Raw genomic sequence first — 24,074 nt, 5'->3', positions numbered from 1 at the left:
GCGGGGGCGCTCAGACCCCGGCGTCGGGGGCGCGGTGCCGGCCGTGCGGAGGCAGCTGGTCCTCGCGCAGCACGGGCATCTGACCGGTGATGATCGCGAGGTCGTTGGCGAAGCCGGGCTCCACGTCCAGCTTCTCCTTGAACACCCAGAACCGGTAGGCGAAGTAGCGGAACACGGTGCCGAAGAACAGGCCGATCACGTTGCCGGCGATGAACAGGCCGGTCGGGTCGGTCACGCCCAGCAGGTACTGCGCGATCGCCACGCAGCCGGCCTGGATCCCCAGCCCGATCGCGTTCATGATCAGGAACATCACGAGCTCGCGCGTCTTGTTCGAGGAGCGCTTGTCCCGGAACGTCCAGTAGCGGTTGGCGACCCAGCTGAACAGGGTGGCGACGACGCCGCCCACGATCTTGGCCTTGACGTTGGACCCCTCGAGCGGGCCGGTCATCATCCACCAGAAGACGAGCGAGTCCACCACGAACGCGGCCGCACCGACGGTGCCGAACTTGGCCACCTCCCGCCACAGCAGGGAGGCCATCCCGGTCAGGCGGCCCCAGAGATCGGACAGCATGGGCGTGGACTCCTCGGTTCGGGACGGGGGTGTGCACGCGGGGCGGACCCGCGCAGGGCTGGGGAACACTGTAGCCGCGCCCCCGGCGCGCGCCCTCCTCGGATCCGGCATCGGCCACCCCTCCGTGACGGAGTTCTCAGCCGGTCCGACTACCCTGTCCGGGTGACTTCCCCTCGACTCGGTGTGATCGGTGGCGGGCAGCTGGCCCGCATGATGGCGGGCGCCGCCGCGGAGCTCGGCGTGCCCTTCCGCGTGCTCGCGGAGGCCCCGGACGCGTCAGCGGCCCAGGTCGCCCCCCACGTGGTCGGCGACCACGCGGACCTGGCGGACCTGCGCGCGTTCGCGGCCACGGTGGACGTGGTCACCTTCGACCACGAGCACGTGCCCACCGAGCACCTGCGGGCCCTGCAGGAGGCCGGCGTCGTCGTGCGCCCCGACCCCGAGGCGCTGCAGCACGCCCAGGACAAGCTGGTCATGCGCGCCGCCGTCGAGCGGCTGGGCCTGCCGAACCCGGCGTGGGCGCCGGTCGACGACCTCGAGGCCGTCCTCGCCTTCGGCGACGAGCACGGCTGGCCCATGATCCTCAAGACCGCCCGAGGCGGCTACGACGGCAAGGGCGTGCTCAAGCTCGACGACGCCGACGACGCCCGCGCCTCCGCCGCGGACTGCACCCTGGCCGCGTGGCTCGGCGCCGGCATCGCCCCGCTGCTGGCCGAGGCCCTCGTCCCCTTCTCCCGTGAGCTCTCCGCGCAGGTGGCGCGCACCCCCTCCGGTGAGGTGGCCGTCTACCCCGTCGTCGACTCGGTCCAGGTGGCCGGCGTGTGCGACCTCGTGGTCGCCCCGGCCCAGGACCTCGACCCGGCCGTCGCCGCGGCCGCGACCGCCGCGGCCGTCCGCCTCGCCGAGGAGCTGGACGTCACCGGCATGCTCGCGGTCGAGCTGTTCGAGACGCCGGGGGTCGGCCCGGGCTTCCAGGTGAACGAGCTGGCCATGCGCCCCCACAACTCCGGCCACTGGTCCATGGACGGCGCCGTCACCGGCCAGTTCGAGCAGCACGTCCGCGCCGTGCTCGACCTGCCGCTGGGCGAGACGGCCCCCCGCGGGGCCGGCGTCGTGATGAAGAACGTCCTCGGCGGCGCCCGCGAGGACCTGCACGCCGGCAGCGTCGCGGCCCTCGCCGCCCACCCGCAGGCCAAGGTCCACCTCTACGGCAAGGACGTGCGCCCGGGCCGCAAGGTCGGTCACGTCAACGTCGTCGCGGACCACGGCCTCAGCCTCGAGGAGGCCGTGCGGACCGCCGAGTCCGCCGCCGCACTCCTGTGCGACGACGCCCCCACCACCGGCACCGAGACGGAGGCCCGCCCATGACCGCCATGCCCCAGACCCCCGCCCAGCCCCTGCAGGACGACGCCCCGGTCGTCTCCGTCGTGATGGGCTCGGACTCCGACTGGCCCGTGATGAGCGCGGCCGCCGAGGCCCTGCGCGAGCTCGACGTGCCCGTCGAGGTCGGCGTGGTCTCCGCGCACCGCATGCCCCACGAGATGGTGGAGTTCGGCGCCCGCGCGCACGAGCGCGGGATCCGCGTGATCGTGGCCGGAGCGGGCGGCGCGGCCCACCTGCCCGGGATGCTCGCCGCCGTCACCCCCCTGCCCGTGATCGGCGTGCCCGTGAAGCTCAAGAGCCTGGACGGGATGGACTCCCTGCTCTCGATCGTCCAGATGCCCGCCGGGGTACCGGTGGCCACCGTCTCCATCGACGGCGCCCGCAACGCCGGCCTGCTGGCCGCCCGCATCCTCGCCTCGGCCGACACCGCGGAGGGCGACCGCCTGCGCGCCGCCCTCGCCGAGCACGCCGACGAGCTCAACGCCCAGGCCCGGGCCAAGGGAGCCCGCCTGCGCGAGCGGATGGCCGCCGACCGCTGATGTCGACCGCCACCGGATCCGTGCCCGCCGGTCACGCGCAGCCCGACCCGCTCCGGGATCCGCGCGTCGCCTCCCCCACCGAGCGCACCCGCCGGGCGCTGATCCTCACCGCCCTGACCCTGCTGGTCCCCGGCGGCGCCCAGCTCGTCGCCGGCAGCCGCCGGCTCGGCCGCGTGGCGCTGCGGGTCACCGTCACCGTGTGGGCCGTGCTGATCCTCGGGCTGCTGTGGTGGCTGGTCTCCCGCGCGAGCCTGATCTCGCTCATGGCCCGGGACGGCGTGCTGCTCGGGCTGGCGGTGGTCCTGGCGGCGTTGGCGGTGGGCTGGGCGGTGCTGTGGGCGGACACGTTCCGGCTGATCCGGCCGCACCTGCTCGCCCCCGGCGCGCGGAAGATCACGGCGGCGGTCACCGCACTCGCGCTCGTGCTCACCAGCGGCGCCCTGCTCTACGGCGGCTGGGCCGCGAACACGAGCCGCGGCGCGCTCGGCGAGGTCTTCCGGGAGGGGCCGGCCGTCCCGGAGGCCGAGGGCCGCTACAACATCCTGGTCCTGGGCGCGGACGCCGGCGAGGGCCGCCAGGGGCTGCGCCCGGACTCCATGCACGTGGTCTCCGTGGACGCCCGCACCGGCGCCATCGTGATGTTCTCCCTGCCCCGCAACCTGCAGAACGCGCCGTTCGTCGAGGGCTCCCCGCTGTGGGACGTGTACCCCAACGGCTTCGACTGCGGCGACGAGTGCATCCTCAACGCCCTCTACACGGACGTGGAGGAGCATCACGCAGACCTCTACCCGGACGCCGAACACCCCGGCGCCGAGGCCATGAAGGACGCCGCCGGCGGCATCCTCGGCCTGGACGTCTCCGGCTACGCCCTCATGGACATGGGCGGCTTCGCCCAGCTGATCGACGCCATGGGCGGGGTGGACGTCGTCAGCGGCGGCTACGTGGTGCACCGCGGCGTCCGGCCCGACGGCGCCTGGGGCAACATCTGGTGGGAGCCGGGCACCCACCACTTCAACGGCGACGACGCGCTCGCCTTCGCCCGCTCCCGGCATTGGTCCACCGACTACGCCCGCATCCGCCGGCAGCAGTGCCTGCAGGCGGCGATGCTGGAGCAGTTCAGCCCCGCCACCGTGCTCACCCGCTTCGAGGGGATCCTCGCGGCGGGCCAGCAGATCGTGACCACCGATCTGCCGCAGTCCCAGCTCGGCACGTTCGTGGACCTCGCCGAGCGCTCGCGCGGCCTGAAGATGCGGCGGCTGACCATCGGCCCGCCCGACTTCGGCGACACGGGCACCCACTTCACCACCTACCCCGACTACGACCTCGTCCACCGCCGCGTGGACGAGATGCTGGCCGACGAGTCCGTGACCGCCGGATCGGAGCCGGCCGGGGTCTCGGCGACGCCGCTGCTCACCGTGCTGGCCGTCGTCGCGCAGGAGACGCAGACCCCCGACGTCGACGAGGACGACCCGGCCACGTGGCCGGCCCCGCCGACCCGCTCCGACGGCGAGCCCTTCACCGCCGAGGACCTGATGACGGCCGAGGACCTGGGCCAGGAGGACGTGCTGAACCACGCGTCCTCGACGAACGGGCTGTGCGTCCCCGCCCCGTGAGGCGCGACGCGCGGGCCGACGGGCTGACCTAGGCTGGGCGCATGCACGTCCTGAAGCCCGTGATCCGTGACTACGCCTGGGGCTCCCCCACGCTCCTCGCCGACCTGCAGGGACGCGAGCCCACCGGCCGCCCCGAGGCCGAGCTGTGGCTGGGCGACCATCCGGGCGCCCCGTGCGTCGCCGTCGTGGCGGACGGCGCCCACGTCGGCCTGGACGAGGTGGTGGCCGCGGACCCGGAGCGCTGCCTCGGGCCCGTCGCGCCGGAGGGCCGTCTGCCCTTCCTCATGAAGCTGCTCGCCGCGGGCGCCCCGCTGTCCATCCAGGCGCACCCCACCCTGGAGCAGGCCCGCGCGGGCTACGCCGCGGAGGAGGCCGCCGGCGTGCCGGTCGACGCCCCGGAGCGCAACTACAAGGACGCGAACCACAAGCCGGAGATGCTGCTCGCGCTGACCCCCTTCTCGGCGATGTGCGGCTTCCGCTCCCCCGCGGTCTCCTCGGACAGCTTCGAGGCCCTGGCCCGCGCCCTCACGGAGCGGGCGGACGGGGACACGTCCGCCGTCGCCGTCGCCGCCGCCCGGATCAGCCAGGCCCTCGCCGCCGGGGACCTCGAGGACGCGTTCACCTCGATCCTCGACCCGGACTCCGTGTGGGGCTCCCCCGGCGCCGTGGCGCAGGTCGTGGACGTGCTGCGGGCCGCGCCGGACCTGGCCGAGCGCGACCCCTCGCTGGCCACGGCCCTCGAGGTCGCCCAGCACCACCCGGACGACCCCGGCGTGGTGGTGGCCATCCTGCTCAACCGCGTGGACCTGGCCCCGGGTCAGGCCATCCATCTGCCCGCCGGCAACGTGCATGCGTACCTGCACGGGCTGGGCGTGGAGGTCATGGCGGCCTCGGACAACGTGCTGCGCGGCGGGCTCACCCCGAAGCACGTGGACGTGCCCGAGCTGCGCCGCGTGGTCACCTTCGAGGCGCTGCCGGTGCCCTCCACGGAGCCCGAGCGCGTGGCCGACTCCGTGGTGGTCTTCCGCCCGCCGTTCGAGGAGTTCGAGCTGCTCCAGGCCACCCTCGAGGACGACGCCGTCCACGGGCTCGACGTGCACGGGCCCGGGATCGCGGTGGTCACCCGCGGCACGGCGAGCCTGGCCCTGGCAGGCCAGGAGATCGAGCTGGGCCCGGGCGAGGCCGTGTTCCTGCCCGCCGCGGAGACGGCGTCCGGCCCGCTGGCCGTCCGCGCCGCGGCCGGCGCCCCGGCGACGGTGCACGTGGCCGGCCTGCCGCGGGGCTGAGCCCGGCAGACCGGCCCGCGGGCTCAGCGGGCGTCGCGGTCCCCCAGCCACTTGGACCACTTCTTCACGTCGTGCTCGGCGTCCACGGTGCGGACCGTGCCGGACGACGAGCGCATCACGATGGACTGCGTGTGCACGCGGCCGTCGGCGAAGCGCACACCACGCAGCAGGTCGCCGTCGGTGATGCCGGTGGCCGCGAAGTAGCAGTGGTCGGAGGTGACCAGCTCGTTCGTGGTCAGCACCGCGTCGAGGTCGAGGCCGGCGTCGAGGGCCTTCTGCTTCTCGGCGTCGTCGGTGGGGGCCAGGCGACCCTGGATGATGCCGCCGGTGGCCTTGATCGCGCACGCGGTGACGATGCCCTCGGGGGTGCCGCCGATGCCCATCATCATGTCCACGCCGGTGCCCGGGCGGGCGGCGGCGATGGCGCCGGCGACGTCGCCGTCCAGGATGAACTTCACGCGGGCGCCGGCCTGGCGGATCTCCTTGACCAGGCCCTCGTGGCGGGGACGGTCCAGCACGCACACGGTCACCTGGGAGACGGGCTTGTCCAGGGCCTTGGCCACGAGGTTCACGTTCTGCTTCACCGGCAGGCGCATGTCCACGAAGTCGGCGGCCTCGGGGCCCACCACGAGCTTGTCCATGTAGAACACGGCCGACGGGTCGAACATGGTGCCGCGCTCGGCCACCGCGAAGACGGAGAGCGCGTTGTTGTAGCCCATGGCGGTCAGGCGGGTGCCGTCGATCGGGTCCACGGCAACGTCCACGGCGGCGCCGGAGCCGTCGCCGACCTGCTCGCCGTTGAACAGCATGGGGGCCTCGTCCTTCTCGCCCTCGCCGATCACCACGGTGCCGTCCATGGCCACGGTGTCCATGAACGCGCGCATCGCGTCCACCGCGGCGCCGTCCGCCTTGTTCTTGTCCCCGTAGCCCACCCAGGGGCTCGCGGCGATGGCCGCCGCCTCGGTCACCCGCACCAACTCCATGGCCAGGTTGCGGTCCGGGACGTGATTCTCGTAGCCGGTCTTCTCCGAGGACGCGCTGGTCATCGCTGCTCCGATCCTTGCTCGCGGCGCTCCGTCCGCACGGGACGGGGCGTGAGGGCGGCTCTGCCCCGGTCCTCATCCTACGGGGGTGGCCTCCCACGGGTGGCACAATGCTGACCGTGAGCTCCGCCGACCCCCACGCCCCCGCCCCCCGTCCCGTCCTGACCGCCACGCAGGCGCAGCGGGCCCGGCAGCCGTGGATGGCCATGGTGCTCTCCCTGGCGGCTCTGCTGGCGATCGTGGCCGTGGTCCTCCTGCTCAACCCGGAGCCGCCGCAGCGGCCCCGTGAGGACCGCGTCGACGTCGCCGCCGAGGCCGCCACGATCCCCCACGACGACGGCGACCTGCCGGCCCTGGCGCCCGAGGTGCCGGAGTCCTGGTACGCCAACTACGCCCGCCTGCAGAAGCTGGACGGCGTCTCCACGTGGGACGTCGGCTGGGTGGTCACGGACACGGTGTTCGCGGGCCTGCAGCAGGCCGAGGACGTCGACCCCACCTGGGTGAGCCTGCGGGTGGACCAGGTCCCGACGTCGGAGACGATCGAGATCGACGGGATCGCGTGGGACCTCCACGCCGATCCGAAGAAGCCGGAGCGACGGCTCGTGGCGGAGGTGGACGGCAGCACCGTGGTGCTGACCACCACCGGCGACCGCGCCGTCCTCGAAGACCTGGCGCACGGCGTCGCGAAGGAGACCCGATGACCCCCCACACCCGCCCCGAGACGACGCCGGCCCCGGACGTCGTCGTCCCCACCTCCGACCTCACGCCCGCTGAGGCGTGGGAGGTCCTCGCCGAGGGCAACCGCCGCTTCGTGGCGGGCGAGCCGAGCCACCCGAACCAGAACGCCGAGCGGCGCAGCGACCTGACCGCCGGTCAGGCCCCGGTCGCCGTGATCTTCGGCTGCGCCGACTCGCGCCTGGCGGCCGAGATCATCTTCGACCTGGGCCTCGGCGACGTGTTCGTGGTGCGCACGGCCGGCCACGTGATCGACGACGCCGTGCTGGGCTCCATCGAGTACGGCGTGGACGTGCTGGAGATCCCGCTCGTCATCGTCCTGGGCCACAACTCGTGCGGCGCCGTCACGGCGACGGTCGAGTCCTACATCTCCGGCACCATGCCGCGCGGCTTCGTGCGCCCCCTCGTGGAGCGCATCATCCCGTCCGTGCTGGCCGGGCGTCGCCGCGGGCTGGAGGAGGTCGACGAGTTCGTGGCCGAGCACGTGGACCAGACCTGCGACCACCTCCTGGAGACCTCGCAGTCCGTCCGCGCGGCCGTCGAGTCGGGGCGCACCGCCGTCGTCGGGCTCACCTACTCGCTGTCCGAGGGCACCGCGCGACCGGGCCGCGTGCACGGCGACCTGGCGGTCTGACGACGCCGGGCGTCCGGTGCGGCACCGGGCGCCCGCGCCGTCCTAGGATGTGACCATGACCGCAGAGAACACCGATCAGCAGTTCCGCATCGAGCACGACACCATGGGCGAGGTGAAGGTGCCGGTGAACGCGCTCTACCGTGCACAGACCCAGCGCGCCGTGGAGAACTTCCCGATCTCCGGCAAGGGCCTCGAGCCCGCCCACATCCACGCCCTCGCGCAGGTCAAGAAGGCCGCGGCCAAGGCGAACGCCGAGCTGGGCATCATCTCGCAGGAGCGCGCGGACGCCATCGTGGCCGCCGCGGACCAGGTCATCGCCGGCGACCACGACGACCAGTACCCGATCGACGTGTTCCAGACCGGCTCCGGCACCTCCTCGAACATGAACACCAACGAGGTGCTCGCCACCCTCGCCACCCGCGCCCTGAAGGAGGCCGGCTCCGAGGACGAGGTGCACCCCAACGACCACGTCAACGCCTCCCAGTCCTCGAACGACGTGTTCCCGACCTCCGTGCACGTGGCCGTCACCGCCGCCCTCGTGAACGACCTCGTCCCGGCGCTGGACCACCTGGCCGCCTCCCTCGAGAAGAAGGCGGAGGACTTCGCCGGCATCGTGAAGTCCGGCCGCACCCACCTCATGGACGCCACCCCGGTGACCCTGGGCCAGGAGTTCGGCGGCTACGCCGCGCAGGTCCGCTACGGCATCGAGCGCATCCAGTCCGCGCTGCCCCGCGTGGCCGAGGTCCCGCTCGGCGGCACCGCCGTGGGCACCGGCATCAACACCCCGAAGGGCTTCTCCGCCCGCGTGATCGAGCTGCTCGCCGAGGAGACCGGTCTGCCGCTGACCGAGGCCCGCAACCACTTCGAGGCCCAGGCCAACCGTGACGGCCTCGTGGAGGCCTCCGGCCAGCTGCGGAACATCGCGTTCTCGATCATGAAGATCAACAACGACCTGCGCTGGATGGGCTCCGGCCCGAACACCGGCCTCGGCGAGATCGCCCTCCCGGACCTGCAGCCGGGCTCCTCGATCATGCCGGGCAAGGTCAACCCCGTGATCTGCGAGGCCGCGATCATGGTGTGCGCCCAGGTGATCGGCAACGACACCACCGTCGCCCTGTCCTCCACCAACGGCGCGTTCGAGCTCAACGTGGGCATCCCCGTGATGGCCGCCAACCTGCTCGAGTCCATCCGCCTGCTGGCCAACACGACGCGCGTCATGGCGGACAAGATGATCGACGGCATCGAGGCCAACGAGGAGCGCTGCGCCTTCCTCGCCGGCGCCTCGCCGTCCATCGTGACCCCGCTGAACAAGGTGATCGGCTACGAGGCCGCCGCCAAGATCGCCAAGCACTCCGTCGCGAACAAGATGACCGTGCGCGAGGCCGTCGTGGACCTCGGCTACGTCGAGCGCGGCGAGGTCACCGAGGAGCAGCTGGACAAGGCCCTGGACACCATGTCCATGACCCACCCGGAGTGATCCGGCGGATCCGGTGAGCGGCGCGACGCCGCCTCCCGGGCCACGACGACGAGCGGCCGTCCTCCCGTGCGGAGGGCGGCCGCTCGTCGTTCACGCCAGCACCAGCACTCCGGCGGCCGCCGCCACCATCGCCGGCCCGAACGGCAGCGCCGTCCGCCCCGTCGCCCGGCCCGCGAGCACCAGCACCCCGGCCACCACTCCGCCGAGCAGGATCGCGCCCACCCCCGCGGCGAGCACCGCCGTCGGACCGAGCACCCCCGTGTACACGCCCAGGCCGCCGGCGAGCTTCACGTCCCCCATCCCGAGGCCACCGCGGCTGAGCACGTGCAGCGCGAGCATCGCCACGGTGTAGCCGAGACCGCCCAGCAGGCTGCAGAGCGCCAGGTCACCCCGGCCCGCCAGCAGCGCTCCCCCGGTCATCGCCGCCAGCCCGCCCAGCGCCAGCCGCAGCGTCCACCGGTTCGGCAGCCGATGCTCGCGCAGGTCCGTGCGCACGAGCACGCCCGCGCACACCGCGAACCACACCAGCCCCAGGGACCACAGCACCGCCGTCGCCGGCGCGCCGTGCGTCCACGCCCACCCCACCCCGCTCATGCGCCCAGCCTAGGCCGGGCGGCGCGCCCGCCGGGCCGCCGTCCACAGGGCGATCCGGCCACCTCGCGTTCACGGTCCGGCCACGCGGTGTTCTGCCGACAGCGCAACCGGATCCGCCCATTGCGACGACCCCTCGCGCGGGTCTACTCTGAAGTCACGAGCTTCCGGCCGTCTCATGGATGTGCGGGGCTCACACAGACCCCATGGCCTCAATCCCGTTTCAAGGGGCCATGGTGGCGGGCTTCCTCGGTCCCCCATCCCCCCTCCGCGGGGCCGAGCACCCCCGCCGGGGGCCGCTGCTTCGGCAGCGGCCCCTTTTTCATGCCCGACCCCGCCGCCCGGCTCAGGCCCGGCCCTCCTCCAGCAGGTCCGTGACCAGTGCGGCGATCGGGGAGCGCTCGGAACGGGTCAGCGTCACATGCCCGAACAGCGGGTGGCCCTTGAGGCGCTCCACCACGGCCGCGATGCCGTCGTGCCGGCCCACGCGCAGGTTGTCCCGCTGGGCGACGTCGTGGGTCAGCACCACCTTCGAGTTGCGGCCCATCCGGCTCAGCACCGTGAGCAGCACGTTCCGCTCGAGCGACTGCGCCTCGTCCACGATCACCCACGCATCGTGCAGCGAACGGCCGCGGATGTGCGTCAGCGGCAGGATCTCCAGCATCCCGCGGTCCACCACCTCGTCCACCACGGACGGGGAGACCAGGGCGCCCAGGGTGTCGAACACGGCCTGCGCCCACGGGCCCATCTTGTCGCCCTCCGAGCCGGGCAGGTAGCCCAGGTCCTGGCCGCCGACGGCGTACAGCGGACGGAACACGACCACCCTGCGGTGCTCGCGGCGCTCCATCACGGCGTCGAGGCCCGCGCACAGCGCCAGCGCGGACTTGCCGGTGCCCGCGCGGCCGCCGAGGGAGACGATGCCCACGCCCGGATCCGTCAGCAGCTCGATCGCCAACCGCTGCTCGGCGGAGCGGCCGTGCAGGCCGAACACGTCGCGGTCCCCGCGCACCAGGCGGGCCCGGCCGCCCTCGCCGACCCGCGCCAGGCCGGAGCCCCGGGGCGCGGTGAGCACCAGCCCCGTGTTGACCGGCAGGCGGTCCGCCTCGGCCGGGGCCTCCCCCGGCCCGGTCTCGACGCCCGTGCCGGCCAGGGACCCCAGCGGGATGCCGGCCAGGTCGACCTCGCCGTCGTCGTAGAGCGCGTCCAGCCGCTCCTGCGCCACACTGAGGGAGACGGTGCCGCGCCAGCCCGAGTCACGCACGAGCTCGTGACGGTACTCGTCCGCGGCGAGGCCCATGGCCGCCGCCTTCACGCGCATCGGCAGGTCCTTGGACACGACCGTCACCGTGGCGCCCTCGTCCGCGAGCGCCTTCGCGACGGCGAGGATGCGGGAGTCGTTGTCCGTGCCGCGGATGCCCAGGGGCAGCACGTCCACGGACACGTGGTTCAGTTCGATCCGCAGCGTGCCGCCCTCGGGGGTGATCGGCACGGGCTGGTCCAGCGCGCCGTGGCGACCGCGCAGGTCGTCGAGCAGGCGCAGCGCCGTGCGCGCGTAGTAGCCGAGGTCGGGGTCGGCGCGCTTGGCCTCGAGCTCCGAGACCACCACGAGCGGCAGGACCACCTCGTGCTCGGCGAAGTGCAGCAGGGCGCGCGGGTCCGAGAGCAGCACGGACGTGTCCACCACGTAGGTCCGCAGGCCGGCCGCCTCCGCCGGCCCCGCCTCGGCACGCGCCTGGCCCGGCCGGCTCGACGGCTCCTGCCGGGTCTGCGCGTGCTCCACGAGCTCTGCCACCATGTCTGCCTCCTGTGCCGGTGAACCGTGCGGACGGGGGTCCGCCCACGGGCCACGCTAGGAAGCGGCGTCGTCCACCGGGGCCCGGCACGGTGAACCCGGGATGAAGTCGCGGTGACGGTCCGTCCGGGCCCCGCCACGGCCCCGACGTCCCGCGCTCCCTACACTGGAGACGCGCCGCCGACGTCCCGGCGGCCGCCCGCTCCCCGTCCCCAGGAGGGCCCTTGAGCATGCACCGCCCGTCCCCCGGCCTGCCCGATCTGCCGGGCAGCCCGGCCCCCGCCCCGACCCTGGCCGAGCGCGCCGGCGGCCGCCTGCTGGGCGCCGTCGCGCCCACCGCCATGCTGATCGCGGCCATGTGGGTCGCGCAGTTCGTGCTGATCTTCCTCGGCCGGGTGATCATCCCCGGCGTGGGCCTGATCCCGCGGCGCCTCGCCGGCCTCGACGGGGTCCTGTTCTCCCCTGTGCTGCACGCCGGCTGGGCCCACCTGATCGGCAACACGACGGCGCTGCTCGTCCTCGGCCCGCTGGCCGCCCTGGTCTCACGCCGGCCGGTGGCCCTGCTCGTCTGCGCCTGGCTGGGCTCGGGCCTGCTGACCTGGGTGATCGGCACCCCGGGCGTGCACATCGGCGCCTCCGGGATCGTGTACGTGCTGATCGCGTTCCTGATCGTCTACGGGATCGCGGTGCGGCGGTTCGGGGCGGTCGTCGTCTCCGTCCTCGTCGCGCTCACGCACCTGGGCTCGAGCCTGATCGGCCTGCTGCCGGCCCCCGGCATCTCGTGGACCGGCCACCTGGCCGGGGCCGTCGTCGGGGTGCTGCTGGGCCTGTGGTGGGGCCGCGCCGACCGTCAGGTGCCGAACCGGCGCTGACGACTGCCGTAGTCGCGCAGGGCACGCAGGAAGTCGACCTTGCGGAACGCGGGCCACATGGCCTCGCAGAAGTAGAACTCCGAGTACGCGGACTGCCAGAGCAGGAACCCGGAGAGCCGCTGCTCCCCGGACGTGCGGATGACCAGGTCCGGGTCCGGCTGGCCGCGCGTGTAGAGCCGGTCCGCGATCTGCTCGACGGTGACGGACTCGGCCACCTCCGCCGCGCTGTGGCCCAGGGCGTGCTCGTCCCGCAGCAGCTCGCGCACGGCGTCGAGGATCTCCTGGCGGCCCCCGTAGCCCACGGCCACGTTCACGTGCACGCCGTCGTGGCCCTTGGTCTGCTCGGCCACCTCGGCGAGCCGTCGCGCCATGGGCTCGGGGAGCAGGTCCACCGCGCCGACCGGCTGTACGCACACGGGGGCGCGGCCCTCGGCCGGCTGGGCGAGGCGCTCCGCCGTCGTCTGGATGATCTCCAGGAGCGGGGCGAGCTCCTCCGCCGGGCGCCGCAGGTTCTCGGTGGAGAGCATGTAGAGCGTGACCACGGGGATGCCGGCCTCGTCGCACCAGCCGATGAAGTCCAGGATGCGCTCGGCGCCGGCCTGGTGGCCCTGCTGCGTGGACGCCCCGAACGCGCGGGCCCAGCGACGGTTGCCGTCCACCAGCACACCGATGTGCCGGGGCAGCCGCTCCGGGTCCAGGCCACGCGTCAGCCGCCGCTCGTACAGGCGGTAGAAGGCCTCGGGTCGACCCACGGCGCGCTCCCCTCTCGGACGGTCCTGCGAGCCTCCAGGATACGCGCGCGACACACAGCGACCATCCCGTGCCCCGGCCCCGGGCCGACCGACGACAATGGAGGCATGGACCCCGTGACACCCCTCCCCGACGCCGACGCCGCCCGCCGCCTGCGCTGGCGCATCGAGCGCATCCGCGACCCCGAGCATCCGCTGTACAAGCCCCGACTGCGGGGCTGGACCCACGCGGTCATGGCGCCGCTGACGCTCGCGGCCGGCATCGTGCTCATCGTGCTCGCGCCGACCGCGACGCTGCGGTGGGCCAGCGCGGTCTACGCCGTGACGGGCCTGCTGCTGTTCGCGGTCTCGGCGACGTACCACCTGGTGCAGTGGAACGAGGTGGTCTCCCGTGTCCTCAAGCGGCTGGACCACACGAACATCATGCTGGTCATCGCCGGCACCTACACGCCGCTCTCCCTGGCCCTGCTGCCTCCGGACCGGGCGCGTGTGCTGCTCACCCTGGTATGGGTGGGGGCCGTGGCCGGCGTCGGGTTCCGGGTGCTGTGGACGGACGCCCCGCGCTGGCTCTACACGCCGGTGTACGTGGTGCTGGGGCTGGCGGCGCTGCTGTACCTGGGCGACTTCTTCGCCGCGGATGCGGCGGCGGGGTGGCTGATCGTGGCCGGCGGCGTCGCGTACATCACGGGCGCGGTCTTCTACGCGCTGCAGGCCCCCACGATCCACCGCGAGTGGTTCGGCTTCCACGAGCTGTTCCACGCCTTCACGGTGGCCGGCTTCGTGTGCCACGCCGTCGCCATCTACCGGGCGGTGCTCGTCGTCGCCTGAGCGTGTCGAGGAAGGGGGTCTGCGCCCCGCCGGGCAGCGCCGAGGCCCGCAGACGCGCCGCTACGGTCATGCCGTAGCGGCGCGTCTGCGGGCCTCAAGGGTTCGGGCGTGGAGTCTCCGGCGTCGAGTCTCGGGCGTGCACGGGCCCGACGACGGTCAGTCGCGTCCGGTGTCCGGGGCCTGGGGCTCCGGGGCCGGCTCCTGGAGGTACCCGGGGTACTTCTCCTGCAGGCGGCGCAGCCGGTCCTCGGAGTCCGCGTCCAGGTGCTCGCCGCCCGCGCGGACCTCGTCCGGCAGGTGCTGCTGATGGCGCTCCACGAGCATGGCCTCGGCCTCCGGGGAACGCTGCTGGACGCGGCGCACCGAGCGGACCATGACGCGGAGGACGATGATCGCCATGACCACCATGAGCGCGGTGAACAGGAACCCCTCGATGCCGGGGGTGACCTCCGCCTCCTCGAGCCCGGGGCGCAGCGTCGGCTCCGGGACGGCGGGCACCGGCGCGGGGCTCGCGGCCGCGAGCGCGGTGAGGACGAGGGGAAGGCCAGACAGGGGTGTCACGCCGCCCCACTCTACCGGCCCCGGCCGCACGGCCCGAGCCGGGGCGGCTCAGCGCAGGCCGGCGAAGAGGTCGTGCTCCGGCAGCTCGGAGGGCACGCGCGAGTCGATCAGCGCGAAGTCCTCCCACGGCCAGGCGCGCCGCTGCAGGTCGTGGGGCGCGTCGAAGAACATGCCGTCGGGGTCGATCTGGGTGCGATGCGCCCGCAGGGCGGCGTCGCGCTCGTCGAGGAAGCCGGTGACGTCCACCTGCGTGGTGACGTCGTGGTCCGCGGTGACCCACGGCGGGATGACCTCCGGGTCGGGCACGTCCTCCCCGGCTTCGCGGCGGCGCAGCACCTCGCGCATCGCGTCCATCGCGTCGAACATCATCAGGCGTCGGGCGAACGGCACGTCCTCGCCGTCGGCCTCGGCCACCGCGGCCATCGTGCGGAACTTCCGCGGGTTGAAGCCGCAGTCGTAGTAGACCTTCGAGACCTCCCAGGCGGGCCCGGCCTCGGGGTACTCGTCGGCGAGGCCCGCGGCCCGGTACGCCTCCATCGTCACGGCGTGGGCCTGCAGGTGGTCCGGGTGGGGGTAGCCGCCGACCTCGTCGTAGGAGATGAGCACGTGCGGGCGGAACCGGCGCACGAGCGAGATCAGCGGGGCCGCCGCATCCCGGAGCGGGACCTCGGCGAAGCAGTTCGCCGGGAGGGCCGGCAGCGGATCCCCCTCGGGCAGGCCCGAGTCGAGGAAGCCGAGCCAGGCGTGCCGGATGCCGAGGATGCGCGCGGCCTCCGCCATCTCCTCGCGGCGCACGGCCGCGATGTCCCGGTCCGCCCGGGTGGTGTCCCCGAACGACGGGTTGAGCAGGGTGCCGGCCTCGCCGCCGGTGCACGTGACGACCATGACCTCGGCCCCGGCCGCCGCGTAGGCGGCCATGGTGCCGGCCCCCTTCGAGGACTCGTCGTCCGGGTGGGCGTGCACCGCCATGAGACGCAGCCCGGTGGAGGGCGGCAGGGCGGTGCCTGCGGCCGGCTGGGCCTGGGGGGTCTGATCGGTCACGGGGATCGCACACTCCTGTCCGGATGGCGGGGCCGCCGCGGGGGCGGCGGCGTGAGGGGTCCAGGCCGACGTCGTCATCGGCCTCCGGCGGCGGGCAGCGGCTAGGGTGGAGGGGATGTCTCACCACGCCCCCGCGGTCCGCGCGCAGGACCCCACATTAGCCAACCGGTACGGCACGAACCACACGCGTCCGGGCCGTCGTCGGCTGTGGGCGGGCCTCGGCGGGCTCGGGCTGGTCGTGGCCGTGCTGCTGTCCGTGTGGATCGGCCTGAACATGTCCGTGGGCGCCATCGAGTACAAGGACGTCGGCTTCACCATCGAGGACGACGGCCACGCGACCGTCACCTTCCAGGCCTCCGTCCCGGAGGGCGTGCAGGCCGAGTGCGATGTGCTCGTCACCGACTCCCACGCCGCCCCCGTCGGCTTCCGCACCGTCCGCCTGGAGACCCTGCCGGCCGACCGGCGGGACTCCCCCTCGGACGCGCAGCAGCGCTACACCGTGGACGTGCGCACCGTGGTGCGGGGCGACTCCGGCATCGTCGAGACCTGCCGCAAGGTCTGAGCCCTCCCGGAGTGCTCCGCCCTCGGCGTAGCGGCCGCCGTTGGTGTGACGCACGCCGCCCGGATAGACTCGTCGGAGCATTCCCGCCCCGCCGGTGAGTCAGGCAGGCGTCGCACGGAGCCCTCGGGTCACGCGCGTCCTCCTGGTCGGCGGGGTCTTTCGCATGCGGGCGCGTCCGCCGGACGCGGATCGCGCACCGGATACGGTGCGCCGCGCCCCGGACTCCGCATCACCCGAGACAGAAAGGCGGAACAGAGCATGACCACCAGCCAGTCCGACGCCCCGTGGCTGACCCAGGAGGCGTACGATCGCCTCTCCAAGGAGCTCGAGTACATCTCCGGTCCCGGCCGTCAGGAGATCATCGAGCGCATCGAGGCCGCCCGCGATGAGGGCGACCTCAAGGAGAACGGCGGCTACCACGCCGCCCGCGAGGAGCAGTCGAAGAACGAGGGCCGCATCGCCGAGCTGAAGCACCTGCTCGAGACCGCCCGCGTGGGCGAGGCCGCCGAGAACGACGGCGCCGTGCACCCGGGCACCGTGGTGACCGCCGTCGTCGCAGGCGACGAGATGACCTTCCTCTTCGGCAACCGCGAGATCGCCGCGGACGACGAGTCGCTCGAGGTCTACTCCGAGCGCTCCCCGCTCGGCGAGGCCATCAACGGCGCCAAGAAGGGCGACAAGGTCTCCTACACCGCCCCGAACGGCAAGGACATCAAGGTCGAGGTCAAGGACGTCCAGCCCTACTCCGGCTGACCCTGCCCGGCTCCGACGGCGGCCGCGGTCCCCTCCAGGGGCCGCGGCCGTCGTCCGTCCCGGGTCCCACCGCGCCCCCGTTGCTACTCTGGCCCCATGCTGACCGTCGAGAAGGCACACCTGCTGCTCACCCGCGAGGACGGGCTCTCCGAGAGCCCCTCCCACCACCGCGTGGCCCTCGCGGCCGCCGCGCTGGCCGACCACCGCTCCGCCGGGATCGTGACCCTCGAGGACGTCCCCGTGGACCGGGCCCGCGTGCTCGTGACCGCGGCCGGCACCACCGGCGACCCCGTCCTGGACTCCTCCCTCGGACAGGTCGACGCCCTGGCCGGCCGACCGCTCGTGTCCACTGTGGCGGCCGGCAAGCCGGACCTGCGCAAGGCCGTCGTCGCCCATCTGACCGAGACCGGCCGCCTCACCGAGCGCAAGGCCTTCCTGGCCACCCGGCACGTCCCCCGGGGCACCGAGCGCACCGAGCTGCTGGCGCACCTGACCGCCGTGGTCCTCGACGAGGCCGAGCCCGCCGACGAGGACGTGCTCCTGCTCGGCGTGCTGCAGCACCTCAACCTCGCCCGACGCCTGCTGCCGGGCTCCCACGAGCGCTACGACCGCCGCGAGATGGTCCGCCGCATCGAGACACTGACGCGCGAGGACCTCCTGGTCCAGGCCGTGCGCCGCGCGGTGGGCGGGACCTCCGGCACCGTCACCGCGGCCGCCGCCGGCTCCGCGGCCTGAGCCGGCCCGGTCAGGGCAGCGGGGCCGGGCTGTAACCGGCCGCGCGCAACGCCTCCAGGACCTGGGCGGAGTGCTCGGCGCCGCGGGTCTCCATGTCGATCGTGATGTGCGCGCCGCCCATGGACAGCTCCGGGCCGACGCGGGTGTGGTCCACGCGCACCACGTTGGCGTCCGTGTCCGCGATGATCCGTGAGATCGTGGCCAGCTCGCCCGGGCGGTCCCGCAGCGGGATGCGCACGGTCATATAGCGCCCCGCGGCCGACAGTCCGGCCTGGATGGACTTCAGCATGAGCATCGGATCGATGTTCCCGCCGGAGAGGATCACGGCGGTGGTGCCGAGCTCGAAGCCCAGGTCCGCCGTGCGGCCCGCCAGCAGGGCGGCCACCCCGACGGCGCCCGCCGGCTCCACGACGAGCTTGGAGCGCTCGAGGAGGTGGACGAGGGCCGCGGCGATCTCGTCGTCCGTGACGGTCACGACGGCGTCCACCAGCTCGGCGGCGATCCGCAGCGGCAGGGCCCCGGGCCTGCCGACGGCGATGCCGTCCGCGATGGTGGACACGCTCTCCAGCACCTGGACGCGGCCCTCCTCGAGGGAGCCGGGGAACGCGGCGGCGGTGGCCGCCTGCACGCCGATGACGCGCACCGTGCGCCCACGACGCCGGGCGGCCTCCTTGAGGGCCACGGCCGTGCCGGCGATGAGCCCCCCGCCGCCGATGCCCATGATCACGGTGTCCACGTCCGGCAGCACGTCGAGGATCTCGAGGCCGACGGTGCCCTGGCCCGCGATCACGGCCGGGTCGTCGAACGGCGGGATGAACACGGCACCGGTCTCCGTGGCCCACCGCTGCGCCTCGGCGAGGGACTCGTCCACGGTGGAGCCGTGCAGGACGACCTCGGCGCCGTGGTCCCGGGTGGCCTGCAGCTTGGGCAGGGCGACGCCGTGCGGCATGAAGATGCGGGCGCGGATGCCGAGCTTGGCGGCCGCGAGGGCGACGCCCTGGGCGTGGTTGCCGGCCGAGGCGGCCACGACGCCGCGGCCGCGCTCCTCCTCGCTCAGCTGCGCCATCCGCACGTAGGCGCCGCGGACCTTGAACGAGCCGGCCCGCTGCAAATTCTCGCACTTCAGGTGCACGTCCGTGCCCACGGCCCGGGAGAGCGCCCGGGAGTGCTGCAGCGGGGAGAGCTCGGCGATCCCGCGCAGCGTCTCGCGCGCCCGCTCGATCTCCTCGAGGGTGACGGGCAGCGCCGTCGGGGCCGGCGGGCCGCCGGCGGGCCGCACCCACCGGGGCGACGGCGTCGGGACGGTCCGGTCCGGGGTGTCCGTGGCCTGCGCCGCGCCCATCAGGCGCCGTCCCCGTGCCGGGTGCCCGCGTCGGCCTCGGAGGCGAGGGCGGCGTCCTCGTGCGTCGAGGGGCGGTACCGGTGGGAGCCGGCCGCCTCGTCCTCCGCGCCGCCCGGTTCGAGGGCGTGGTCCGTCCGCTCCGTGAGCTCCTCGGGGGTGTCGGCGGTGAGGGCGCGGACGAAGCTGTTCACGAAGGCCAGCACCGGCACGGCGAACACGGCGCCCGCCAGGCCGAGGACGGTGGAGCCGGCGGCGACGGCCAGGAACACGGCCAGCGGGTGCAGCGCGACGGCCTTGCCCATCACGAGCGGCTGCAGGACGTTCGACTCGATCTGCTGCACGAGCAGCACCACGCCCAGCATGAGCAGCGCGTTGACCAGGCCGTTGGACATCAAGGCCAGGAGCACCGCCATCGCGCCGGTCAGGGTGGCGCCGATCATCGGGATGAACGAGGCCAGGAACACGAGCACGGCCAGCGGGATGGCCAGCGGCACCCCGAGGATCAGGGCGCCGATGCCGATGCCGACGGCGTCGATGAACGCCACGAAGATCTGGACCCGCACGTAGGAGCCGAGGGACTGCCAGCCGGAGCGGCCCGCGCGGCCCACGGTGGCCCGGTGCGCCTTCGGCACGAAGATCAGCAGGAAGCGCCAGATGCGGTCGCCGTCGTAGAGGAAGAAGATCAGGGAGAACAGGGCGATGAACAGGCCCGCACCGATGTTGACGGCCGTGGAGCCGAACGAGACGGCGCTGTTCATGACCGTGGCGGAGTTGTCCCGCAGCGTCTGCCACAGGCCCTCCAGCCCGGCACCGGAACGGGGGATCTCCACGCCCACGCCGGCCAGCCAGGCGATCGCGTCGTCGACGGCCTGGCCCAGTTGGCCGCCCAGTTGGGCGAAGCCCTGGACGATCTGCTGACCGGCGAGCCCCATGAGGCCCACCACGACGACGACCAGCAGCAGCACGCACAGCAGGGCGGCCGCGACGCCCGGCACCTTGATGCGCCGCATCGCCTGGAACACCGGGGCCAGCAGGGTGGCCAGCAGCGCGGCCACGAGGATCGGGATCACCACGAGGCTCACGAAGCCCAGCAGGTACACCACGACGCCGATGCCGATGACGACGGCCACCAGCCGCCAGGACCAGGCCGCGGCCACCGTCAGCCCGTAGGGCACGTCCTTGTCGATCTTGGTCTGGGCCGCCAGGGTCGAGCTCACGCGCGATCCTCCTCGTGTGGGTGGTCGGGGACATGGGGGGTCAGACCCCACTGGACGCTCCAGCGGGCGTGCGGGGCGAGCCGGTGCAGGCCCTCCCCCGAGTTCAGGGCGTCCGCGGGAGCGGTGAGCGGCTCCACCGCTAGTGCCGTGTCACGGCCGGGCAGCCGGTCCGTGACGAAGACGTGGGTGTAGGCGAACGCGTGGTCGGTCCACAGGGTCACGGCGCGGCCGTCCGCGGCGAGCAGGGTCTGGCGGTGCCGGCCGTCGGCGTCCGGGGTCAGGCCGGTGAGGCACACGTCCAGGGCGGCCTCGCCCACGGCCCGGCCGCGGCGGAAGTCCAGGTCGGTGCCGTCCACCGGCAGGGTCTCCACGGGGATGAGGTCCTCCCCCGTGCGGATCCAGGCGTCCGCGGGCACGCGCAGGCTCAGCTCCGCCGTCGGGACGTCCCCGATCCGCAGGAACGGGTGGGAGCCGACCGCCACGGGCACGGTGGCGTCCGTGTGGTTCTGCACCTCGGCGGTGACGGTGAGGCCGCCGTCCGCCTCGAGCTCGTACGTGACGCGGTGGGTGAGCCGGAACGGCCAGCCGTGCTGGGGGTGGATCTCACCGCGCAGGGTCACCGCGTGGGCGGAGAACGTCTCGGTGACGAAGTGGGTGTTGCGCAGCAGGCCGTGGCTGGCGTGGCCGCGCGCGGGTTCGGTGACGTCCAGGCGCTGCTCGACGCCGTCCAGGATCCAGCGGGCGCCGGCGACGCGGTTCGGCCACGGGCTCATCTGGATGCCGTTGGCGGCGGGCGGGACCACGTCCTGGCCGTACGGCTCGGTCAGGTCCACGCCGCCCACGCGGTACCTGCGCAGGGCACCGGCCAGGCCGACGACGACGGCCTCCGCGGACCCGCGGTGCAGGCGGTGCTGGGTGCCGGTGGCGTCCGGAGCCCCGAAGGCGGGCAGGTCGCTGGTCTCGGTCACGAAACCTCCTGAGTGGCGGCGAGGGACCCCCTCAATCTACGCCCTCGCGGACGCAGACCGCCCCGGCCCTGTGCAGGACCGGGGCGGCGGTGCGGGTCTCCGTGCGGGGACGGGGCGCCGGTCAGTCGTTGCCGCGCAGGATGGCGACGATGCGCAGGATCTCGATGTACAGCCAGATCAGGGTCACGGTCAGGCCGAAGGCCACGGACCAGGAGTACTTCTGCGGGGCGCCGTTCTTCACGCCCACGGCGGCCATCTCGAAGTCCATCGTCAGCGAGTACGCGGCGAGCAGCACGGCGATCGCGCCGATGATCAGGCCCAGGCCGCCCTCACGCATGTTGCCGATGCCGGTCCAGGTGAGGACCAGGTTGACGAGCATGAAGACGAGGTAGCCGATCATGGCGCCCATGACGATCTTCGTCATGCGCGGGGTCGGGCGGAACTTGCCCGAGGTGTAGAGCGCCAGCATCACCGCGAACACGGAGAAGGTGCCGAGCACGGCCTGCACCACGATGCCCGGGTAGGCGCCCTCGAAGAACGCCGAGATGCCGCCCAGGAACAGGCCCTGCGCCACGGCGTAGGCCATGATCAGCACGGGCGAGGGCTCGCGCTTGAACGCGTTGACCAGGCCCAGCACGAGGCCGGCGATCGCGCCGATGATCATCAGGCCCGGCGAGAACCAGCCCACGGCGCCCGCCACCACGACGAGCACGAGCATCAGGCCGGTCTTGCCGACGACGTCGTTGAAGGTCATCCGGCCGGTCTGCTCCGGGCCGGCGGAGGGCGCGCGGAAGGCGTCCTCCATGGACTGCTGGTGCGCGTACTGCTGGGCCGCCTGGCCGGCGCCGAACGCCTGGGCCTGGCCGTACGGGCTCTGCTGCTGGCCGTACGGGGACTGCGCGGACTGCTGCCCGCCCTGGTACCAACCGGGCTGCGCCTGTCCGCCGCCCTGCATCTGCTGCTGGAAGTTCTGAGAGTTCATGACCGGATTCGCCACGGCTCACTCCTTCGGGTCGAGTCGGCCCGGTCGCACGCCGCCGCAGTGAGCCGCGTTCGTGCCCCGGGGTTCAGCACGATCCTATCGGGAGGTCTGTGTCCGCGCGCGGGGTCGGAGCGTGGATCCGCGCCGGTTCACCGGCTGTTCACGGTGGGCGCAGAAGCGAGGCGCGCGGGGAGACGCGTGGTGCCCCCGGCGGGACTCGAACCCGCAACACGCCGATTTTAAGTCGGCCGCCTCTGCCAGTTGGGCCACGGGGGCGTGGCGGGCCCGTGGACGCGGGCCCGGGTGCGGACGACGCCGGCCCCGCCCGATGCGCTCGGACGGGGCCGGCGGCCCGCTGGCTGCGGGATCAGCCCTTCGAGGACTCGAGGGCCCGCTGCCGCTCGAAGCGGCCGGGCTCGAGCTCGACGCCCGCGGCGCGGCGGAACGGGTTGAACGGGGTGTCCAGGCCCGCCACCGAGGTGGAGTCACGGCCGAACAGGGTCTCGGCGACCCAGCCGGACAGGATGCGGAACTTCCGCTCCAGGGTGGGCATCGCGTAGCCGTGGTAGCCGCGGTGGGCCAGGAACGCCGGGATGCCGGCGATCTTGGTGCCCAGCGGGTTGCCCACGCCGCGGCCGAAGCCCAGCCCCGCCACGGTGCCCAGGGACTTGTGCACGTACTCCTGCACCTCGCCCTCGCCGTGGCGCACGGCCATGTAGTTGGCGGCCAGACGCTTGGCCTGACGGATGGCGTGCTGGGCGTTCGGGACGCAGAAGCCGCCCGGGCCGGCCCCGGTCAGGTCCGGCACGGCGGAGACGTCGCCGCAGGCCCACGCACCCTCGAGCGCGCCGGCCTCGCCGTCCTTGATCTGCAGGGTGGGGGTGGCCTCCACGCGGCCGCGGTCGTCCACCGGAAAGTCGGTGCTCTTGACCACGGAGTTGGCCACCACGCCGGCGCACCACACGAGGGTGTCCGCCGCGAAGGTCTCCGCCTCCTCCTTGGAGGGCATGGCCACGAGCTTCATGACGCCGTCCGTGGCGTCGCCCAGCGAGGTGTTGAGCAGGACCTCGATGCCGCGGTCCTTCAGGTGCTCCACCACGCCCTGGGCCTGCTCCTCGGAGACCTCGGGCATGATGCGGCCCATGGCCTCGACGAGGACGATCCGGATCTCCGACTGGGAGAGGCGCTCGTTGCGCTCCACGGCGTTGCGGATGAGGTTCTCCATCTCCGCGATGGCCTCGATCCCGGCGAAGCCGCCGCCCACCACCACGAAGGTCAGGGCACGCTTGCGCTCCTCGGCGTCCGTCATCAGGGAACCGGCGTCCAGGCGCTCCAGGATCTGGTTGCGCAGCTGGACGGCCTCCTCGACCGAGCGCAGACCGATGCCCTGCTCGCCCAGACCCGGGATCGGGAACACGCGGGTCACGGCGCCCGCGGTCATCACGATGTCCTGGTACGGGATCTCGAACTCGTCGCCGCCCTCGCCGCGCACCACGGCGGTGCGGCCGGCGTGGTCCACGGACACGACGGCGCCGCGGACGACCTCGGCGTCCTTGAGGTGCGTCTGCAGGTCCACGTTCACGTGGCGGCCCTCGATGTGGCCGCCCACGACCTCGGGCAGGAACGGGTAGTACGTCATGTACGGTCGGGGGTCGACGACGGTCACGACGCCGCCGCGCTCGGCGACCTTCTTCTGCAGCTCGCGGGCGACATGGAACCCGGCGTAGCCGCCGCCGACGATCAGCAGGCGCGGCTTGGGAGACAGTTCAGGGGTGAGAGACATACCGCCAGTCTACGCAC

Annotated in this window: 24 protein-coding genes and 1 tRNA gene; 12 read left to right on the top strand and 13 right to left on the bottom strand. The window is 73.5% G+C overall.

All coding sequences use genetic code 11. The annotated features are described in order from the left end of the window. Nucleotides 1-10: 10 nt before the first annotated feature. Nucleotides 11-571, bottom strand: a complete 561-nt coding sequence (locus tag AUV08_RS10160; protein ID WP_020628243.1) for a GtrA family protein — start codon at nt 569-571, stop codon at nt 11-13. Between the two features lie 162 nt (nt 572-733). Between AUV08_RS10160 and AUV08_RS10155 the strand changes: the two genes are divergently transcribed. From AUV08_RS10155 to manA, 4 genes are read left to right on the top strand one after another with little or no spacing between them, the layout of a single operon-like run. Next, nucleotides 734-1,939: a 5-(carboxyamino)imidazole ribonucleotide synthase gene (locus AUV08_RS10155; protein WP_084776537.1), complete on the top strand. Its 1,206-nt coding sequence runs from the start codon at nt 734-736 to the stop codon at nt 1,937-1,939. Then, complete coding sequence (purE, locus tag AUV08_RS10150) at nt 1,936-2,493, top strand: 5-(carboxyamino)imidazole ribonucleotide mutase (protein WP_061866909.1); 558 nt, start codon at nt 1,936-1,938, stop codon at nt 2,491-2,493. The genes AUV08_RS10155 and purE overlap by 4 nt, the downstream gene beginning before the upstream one ends. After that, nucleotides 2,493-4,106: an LCP family protein gene (locus tag AUV08_RS10145; protein ID WP_061866910.1), complete on the top strand. Its 1,614-nt coding sequence runs from the start codon at nt 2,493-2,495 to the stop codon at nt 4,104-4,106. The genes purE and AUV08_RS10145 overlap by 1 nt, the downstream gene beginning before the upstream one ends. A gap of 41 nt (nt 4,107-4,147) precedes the next feature. Further along, on the top strand, nt 4,148-5,392 hold the full coding sequence (gene manA / locus AUV08_RS10140) for a mannose-6-phosphate isomerase, class I (protein ID WP_061866911.1): 1,245 nt from the start codon (nt 4,148-4,150) through the stop codon (nt 5,390-5,392). A gap of 23 nt (nt 5,393-5,415) precedes the next feature. On the opposite strand, the gene glpX is transcribed toward manA, so the two are convergent. After that, nucleotides 5,416-6,438, bottom strand: coding sequence for a class II fructose-bisphosphatase (gene glpX, locus AUV08_RS10135; protein ID WP_010079310.1), 1,023 nt, complete (start codon nt 6,436-6,438; stop codon nt 5,416-5,418). A 107-nt stretch (nt 6,439-6,545) separates the two neighbouring features. Between glpX and AUV08_RS10130 the strand changes: the two genes are divergently transcribed. The 3 genes from AUV08_RS10130 to AUV08_RS10120 are packed head-to-tail and all read left to right on the top strand — an operon-like array spanning nt 6,546 to nt 9,281. Continuing rightward, nucleotides 6,546-7,136: a DUF4245 domain-containing protein gene (locus tag AUV08_RS10130; RefSeq protein ID WP_061866912.1), complete on the top strand. Its 591-nt coding sequence runs from the start codon at nt 6,546-6,548 to the stop codon at nt 7,134-7,136. Further along, on the top strand, nt 7,133-7,804 hold the full coding sequence (locus AUV08_RS10125) for a carbonic anhydrase (RefSeq protein ID WP_002854504.1): 672 nt from the start codon (nt 7,133-7,135) through the stop codon (nt 7,802-7,804). Before AUV08_RS10130 ends, AUV08_RS10125 begins: the two co-directional genes overlap by 4 nt. 55 nt (nt 7,805-7,859) lie before the next feature. Continuing rightward, nucleotides 7,860-9,281, top strand: a complete 1,422-nt coding sequence (locus tag AUV08_RS10120) for a class II fumarate hydratase (protein WP_061866913.1) — start codon at nt 7,860-7,862, stop codon at nt 9,279-9,281. Nucleotides 9,282-9,371: 90 nt separating this feature from the next. On the opposite strand, the gene AUV08_RS10115 is transcribed toward AUV08_RS10120, so the two are convergent. Together AUV08_RS10115 and AUV08_RS10110 are read right to left on the bottom strand one after the other, a co-directional pair. Further along, nucleotides 9,372-9,875: an A24 family peptidase gene (locus tag AUV08_RS10115; protein WP_061866914.1), complete on the bottom strand. Its 504-nt coding sequence runs from the start codon at nt 9,873-9,875 to the stop codon at nt 9,372-9,374. Nucleotides 9,876-10,218: 343 nt separating this feature from the next. Next, a complete protein-coding gene (locus AUV08_RS10110) occupies nt 10,219-11,667 on the bottom strand; it encodes a PhoH family protein (protein ID WP_061866915.1) in 1,449 nt (482 codons plus the stop codon). A gap of 227 nt (nt 11,668-11,894) precedes the next feature. Here AUV08_RS10110 and AUV08_RS10105 point away from each other — a divergent pair, with 227 nt between their 5' ends. Next, the gene (locus AUV08_RS10105; protein WP_225348937.1) at nt 11,895-12,536 is read left to right on the top strand and encodes a rhomboid family intramembrane serine protease; all 642 of its coding nucleotides are present in this window, start codon (nt 11,895-11,897) and stop codon (nt 12,534-12,536) included. Here the strand turns inward: AUV08_RS10105 and AUV08_RS10100 are convergent. Beyond that, a complete protein-coding gene (locus AUV08_RS10100) occupies nt 12,515-13,288 on the bottom strand; it encodes an isoprenyl transferase (protein ID WP_041105013.1) in 774 nt (257 codons plus the stop codon). The genes AUV08_RS10105 and AUV08_RS10100 overlap by 22 nt on opposite strands. Before the next feature lie 105 nt (nt 13,289-13,393). Between AUV08_RS10100 and AUV08_RS10095 the strand changes: the two genes are divergently transcribed. After that, on the top strand, nt 13,394-14,113 hold the full coding sequence (locus tag AUV08_RS10095; RefSeq protein ID WP_036334246.1) for a hemolysin III family protein: 720 nt from the start codon (nt 13,394-13,396) through the stop codon (nt 14,111-14,113). A 156-nt stretch (nt 14,114-14,269) separates the two neighbouring features. Here AUV08_RS10095 and AUV08_RS10090 read toward each other — a convergent pair whose 3' ends face one another. After that, the gene (locus AUV08_RS10090) at nt 14,270-14,674 is read right to left on the bottom strand and encodes a hypothetical protein (RefSeq protein ID WP_036384966.1); all 405 of its coding nucleotides are present in this window, start codon (nt 14,672-14,674) and stop codon (nt 14,270-14,272) included. Between the two features lie 48 nt (nt 14,675-14,722). Further along, nucleotides 14,723-15,715 carry a mycothiol conjugate amidase Mca gene (gene mca, locus AUV08_RS10085; RefSeq protein WP_081097734.1) on the bottom strand — a complete coding sequence of 331 codons (993 nt, stop codon included), beginning with the start codon at nt 15,713-15,715 and terminating at the stop codon, nt 14,723-14,725. Between the two features lie 115 nt (nt 15,716-15,830). Between mca and AUV08_RS10080 the strand changes: the two genes are divergently transcribed. From AUV08_RS10080 to AUV08_RS10070, 3 genes are all read left to right on the top strand, one after another. Then, nucleotides 15,831-16,277, top strand: coding sequence for a DUF4307 domain-containing protein (locus tag AUV08_RS10080; protein ID WP_036316331.1), 447 nt, complete (start codon nt 15,831-15,833; stop codon nt 16,275-16,277). Between the two features lie 258 nt (nt 16,278-16,535). Beyond that, nucleotides 16,536-17,030 (top strand): transcription elongation factor GreA, encoded by a 495-nt coding sequence (gene greA, locus AUV08_RS10075; RefSeq protein ID WP_060973861.1) that lies wholly within the window; start codon nt 16,536-16,538, stop codon nt 17,028-17,030. 96 nt (nt 17,031-17,126) lie between these two features. Beyond that, complete coding sequence (locus tag AUV08_RS10070) at nt 17,127-17,765, top strand: GPP34 family phosphoprotein (RefSeq protein WP_061866917.1); 639 nt, start codon at nt 17,127-17,129, stop codon at nt 17,763-17,765. A gap of 10 nt (nt 17,766-17,775) precedes the next feature. On the opposite strand, the gene ilvA is transcribed toward AUV08_RS10070, so the two are convergent. The 6 genes from ilvA to AUV08_RS10040 all read right to left on the bottom strand — a co-directional run bounded on the left by ilvA (nt 17,776) and on the right by AUV08_RS10040 (nt 24,057). Beyond that, the gene (gene ilvA, locus AUV08_RS10065; protein WP_061866918.1) at nt 17,776-19,107 is read right to left on the bottom strand and encodes a threonine ammonia-lyase; all 1,332 of its coding nucleotides are present in this window, start codon (nt 19,105-19,107) and stop codon (nt 17,776-17,778) included. After that, on the bottom strand, nt 19,107-20,324 hold the full coding sequence (locus AUV08_RS10060) for an AI-2E family transporter (RefSeq protein ID WP_061866919.1): 1,218 nt from the start codon (nt 20,322-20,324) through the stop codon (nt 19,107-19,109). Before AUV08_RS10060 ends, ilvA begins: the two co-directional genes overlap by 1 nt. Then, nucleotides 20,321-21,292, bottom strand: a complete 972-nt coding sequence (locus AUV08_RS10055; RefSeq protein WP_061866920.1) for an aldose 1-epimerase family protein — start codon at nt 21,290-21,292, stop codon at nt 20,321-20,323. The genes AUV08_RS10060 and AUV08_RS10055 overlap by 4 nt, the downstream gene beginning before the upstream one ends. A 121-nt stretch (nt 21,293-21,413) precedes the next feature. After that, entirely contained in the window at nt 21,414-22,289 is an 876-nt protein-coding gene (locus AUV08_RS10050) for a Bax inhibitor-1/YccA family protein (RefSeq protein ID WP_036384970.1), read from the bottom strand. A gap of 184 nt (nt 22,290-22,473) precedes the next feature. Further along, nucleotides 22,474-22,550, bottom strand: a tRNA-Leu gene (locus AUV08_RS10045). A gap of 91 nt (nt 22,551-22,641) precedes the next feature. After that, nucleotides 22,642-24,057 carry an NAD(P)/FAD-dependent oxidoreductase gene (locus AUV08_RS10040; RefSeq protein WP_036316342.1) on the bottom strand — a complete coding sequence of 472 codons (1,416 nt, stop codon included), beginning with the start codon at nt 24,055-24,057 and terminating at the stop codon, nt 22,642-22,644. Nucleotides 24,058-24,074 lie beyond the last annotated feature (17 nt).

It is taken from the genome of Micrococcus sp. CH7 (assembly GCF_001595485.1).
In the GTDB taxonomy this organism is placed as follows: Bacteria; Actinomycetota; Actinomycetes; order Actinomycetales; family Micrococcaceae; genus Micrococcus; species Micrococcus luteus.
Note: the sequence above shows the minus strand (reverse complement) of the source record. Positions and strands in the feature narration are given on the sequence as shown.

Excerpts from the sequence above, each read along its gene's own strand:
- manA (WP_061866911.1), top strand. The coding sequence starts at position 4,148 with ATGCACGTCCTGAAGCCCGTGATCCGTGACTACGCCTGGGGCTCCCCC.
- AUV08_RS10145 (WP_061866910.1), top strand. The coding sequence starts at position 2,493 with ATGTCGACCGCCACCGGATCCGTGCCCGCCGGTCACGCGCAGCCCGAC.
- glpX (WP_010079310.1), bottom strand. The coding sequence starts at position 6,438 with ATGACCAGCGCGTCCTCGGAGAAGACCGGCTACGAGAATCACGTCCCG.
- AUV08_RS10070 (WP_061866917.1), top strand. The coding sequence starts at position 17,127 with ATGCTGACCGTCGAGAAGGCACACCTGCTGCTCACCCGCGAGGACGGG.
- AUV08_RS10130 (WP_061866912.1), top strand. The coding sequence starts at position 6,546 with ATGCTGACCGTGAGCTCCGCCGACCCCCACGCCCCCGCCCCCCGTCCC.
- ilvA (WP_061866918.1), bottom strand. The coding sequence starts at position 19,107 with ATGGGCGCGGCGCAGGCCACGGACACCCCGGACCGGACCGTCCCGACG.
- AUV08_RS10095 (WP_036334246.1), top strand. The coding sequence starts at position 13,394 with ATGGACCCCGTGACACCCCTCCCCGACGCCGACGCCGCCCGCCGCCTG.
- AUV08_RS10125 (WP_002854504.1), top strand. The coding sequence starts at position 7,133 with ATGACCCCCCACACCCGCCCCGAGACGACGCCGGCCCCGGACGTCGTC.
- AUV08_RS10120 (WP_061866913.1), top strand. The coding sequence starts at position 7,860 with ATGACCGCAGAGAACACCGATCAGCAGTTCCGCATCGAGCACGACACC.
- AUV08_RS10080 (WP_036316331.1), top strand. The coding sequence starts at position 15,831 with ATGTCTCACCACGCCCCCGCGGTCCGCGCGCAGGACCCCACATTAGCC.
- purE (WP_061866909.1), top strand. The coding sequence starts at position 1,936 with ATGACCGCCATGCCCCAGACCCCCGCCCAGCCCCTGCAGGACGACGCC.
- AUV08_RS10115 (WP_061866914.1), bottom strand. The coding sequence starts at position 9,875 with ATGAGCGGGGTGGGGTGGGCGTGGACGCACGGCGCGCCGGCGACGGCG.
- greA (WP_060973861.1), top strand. The coding sequence starts at position 16,536 with ATGACCACCAGCCAGTCCGACGCCCCGTGGCTGACCCAGGAGGCGTAC.
- AUV08_RS10110 (WP_061866915.1), bottom strand. The coding sequence starts at position 11,667 with ATGGTGGCAGAGCTCGTGGAGCACGCGCAGACCCGGCAGGAGCCGTCG.
- AUV08_RS10105 (WP_225348937.1), top strand. The coding sequence starts at position 11,895 with ATGCACCGCCCGTCCCCCGGCCTGCCCGATCTGCCGGGCAGCCCGGCC.
- AUV08_RS10040 (WP_036316342.1), bottom strand. The coding sequence starts at position 24,057 with ATGTCTCTCACCCCTGAACTGTCTCCCAAGCCGCGCCTGCTGATCGTC.
- AUV08_RS10160 (WP_020628243.1), bottom strand. The coding sequence starts at position 571 with ATGCTGTCCGATCTCTGGGGCCGCCTGACCGGGATGGCCTCCCTGCTG.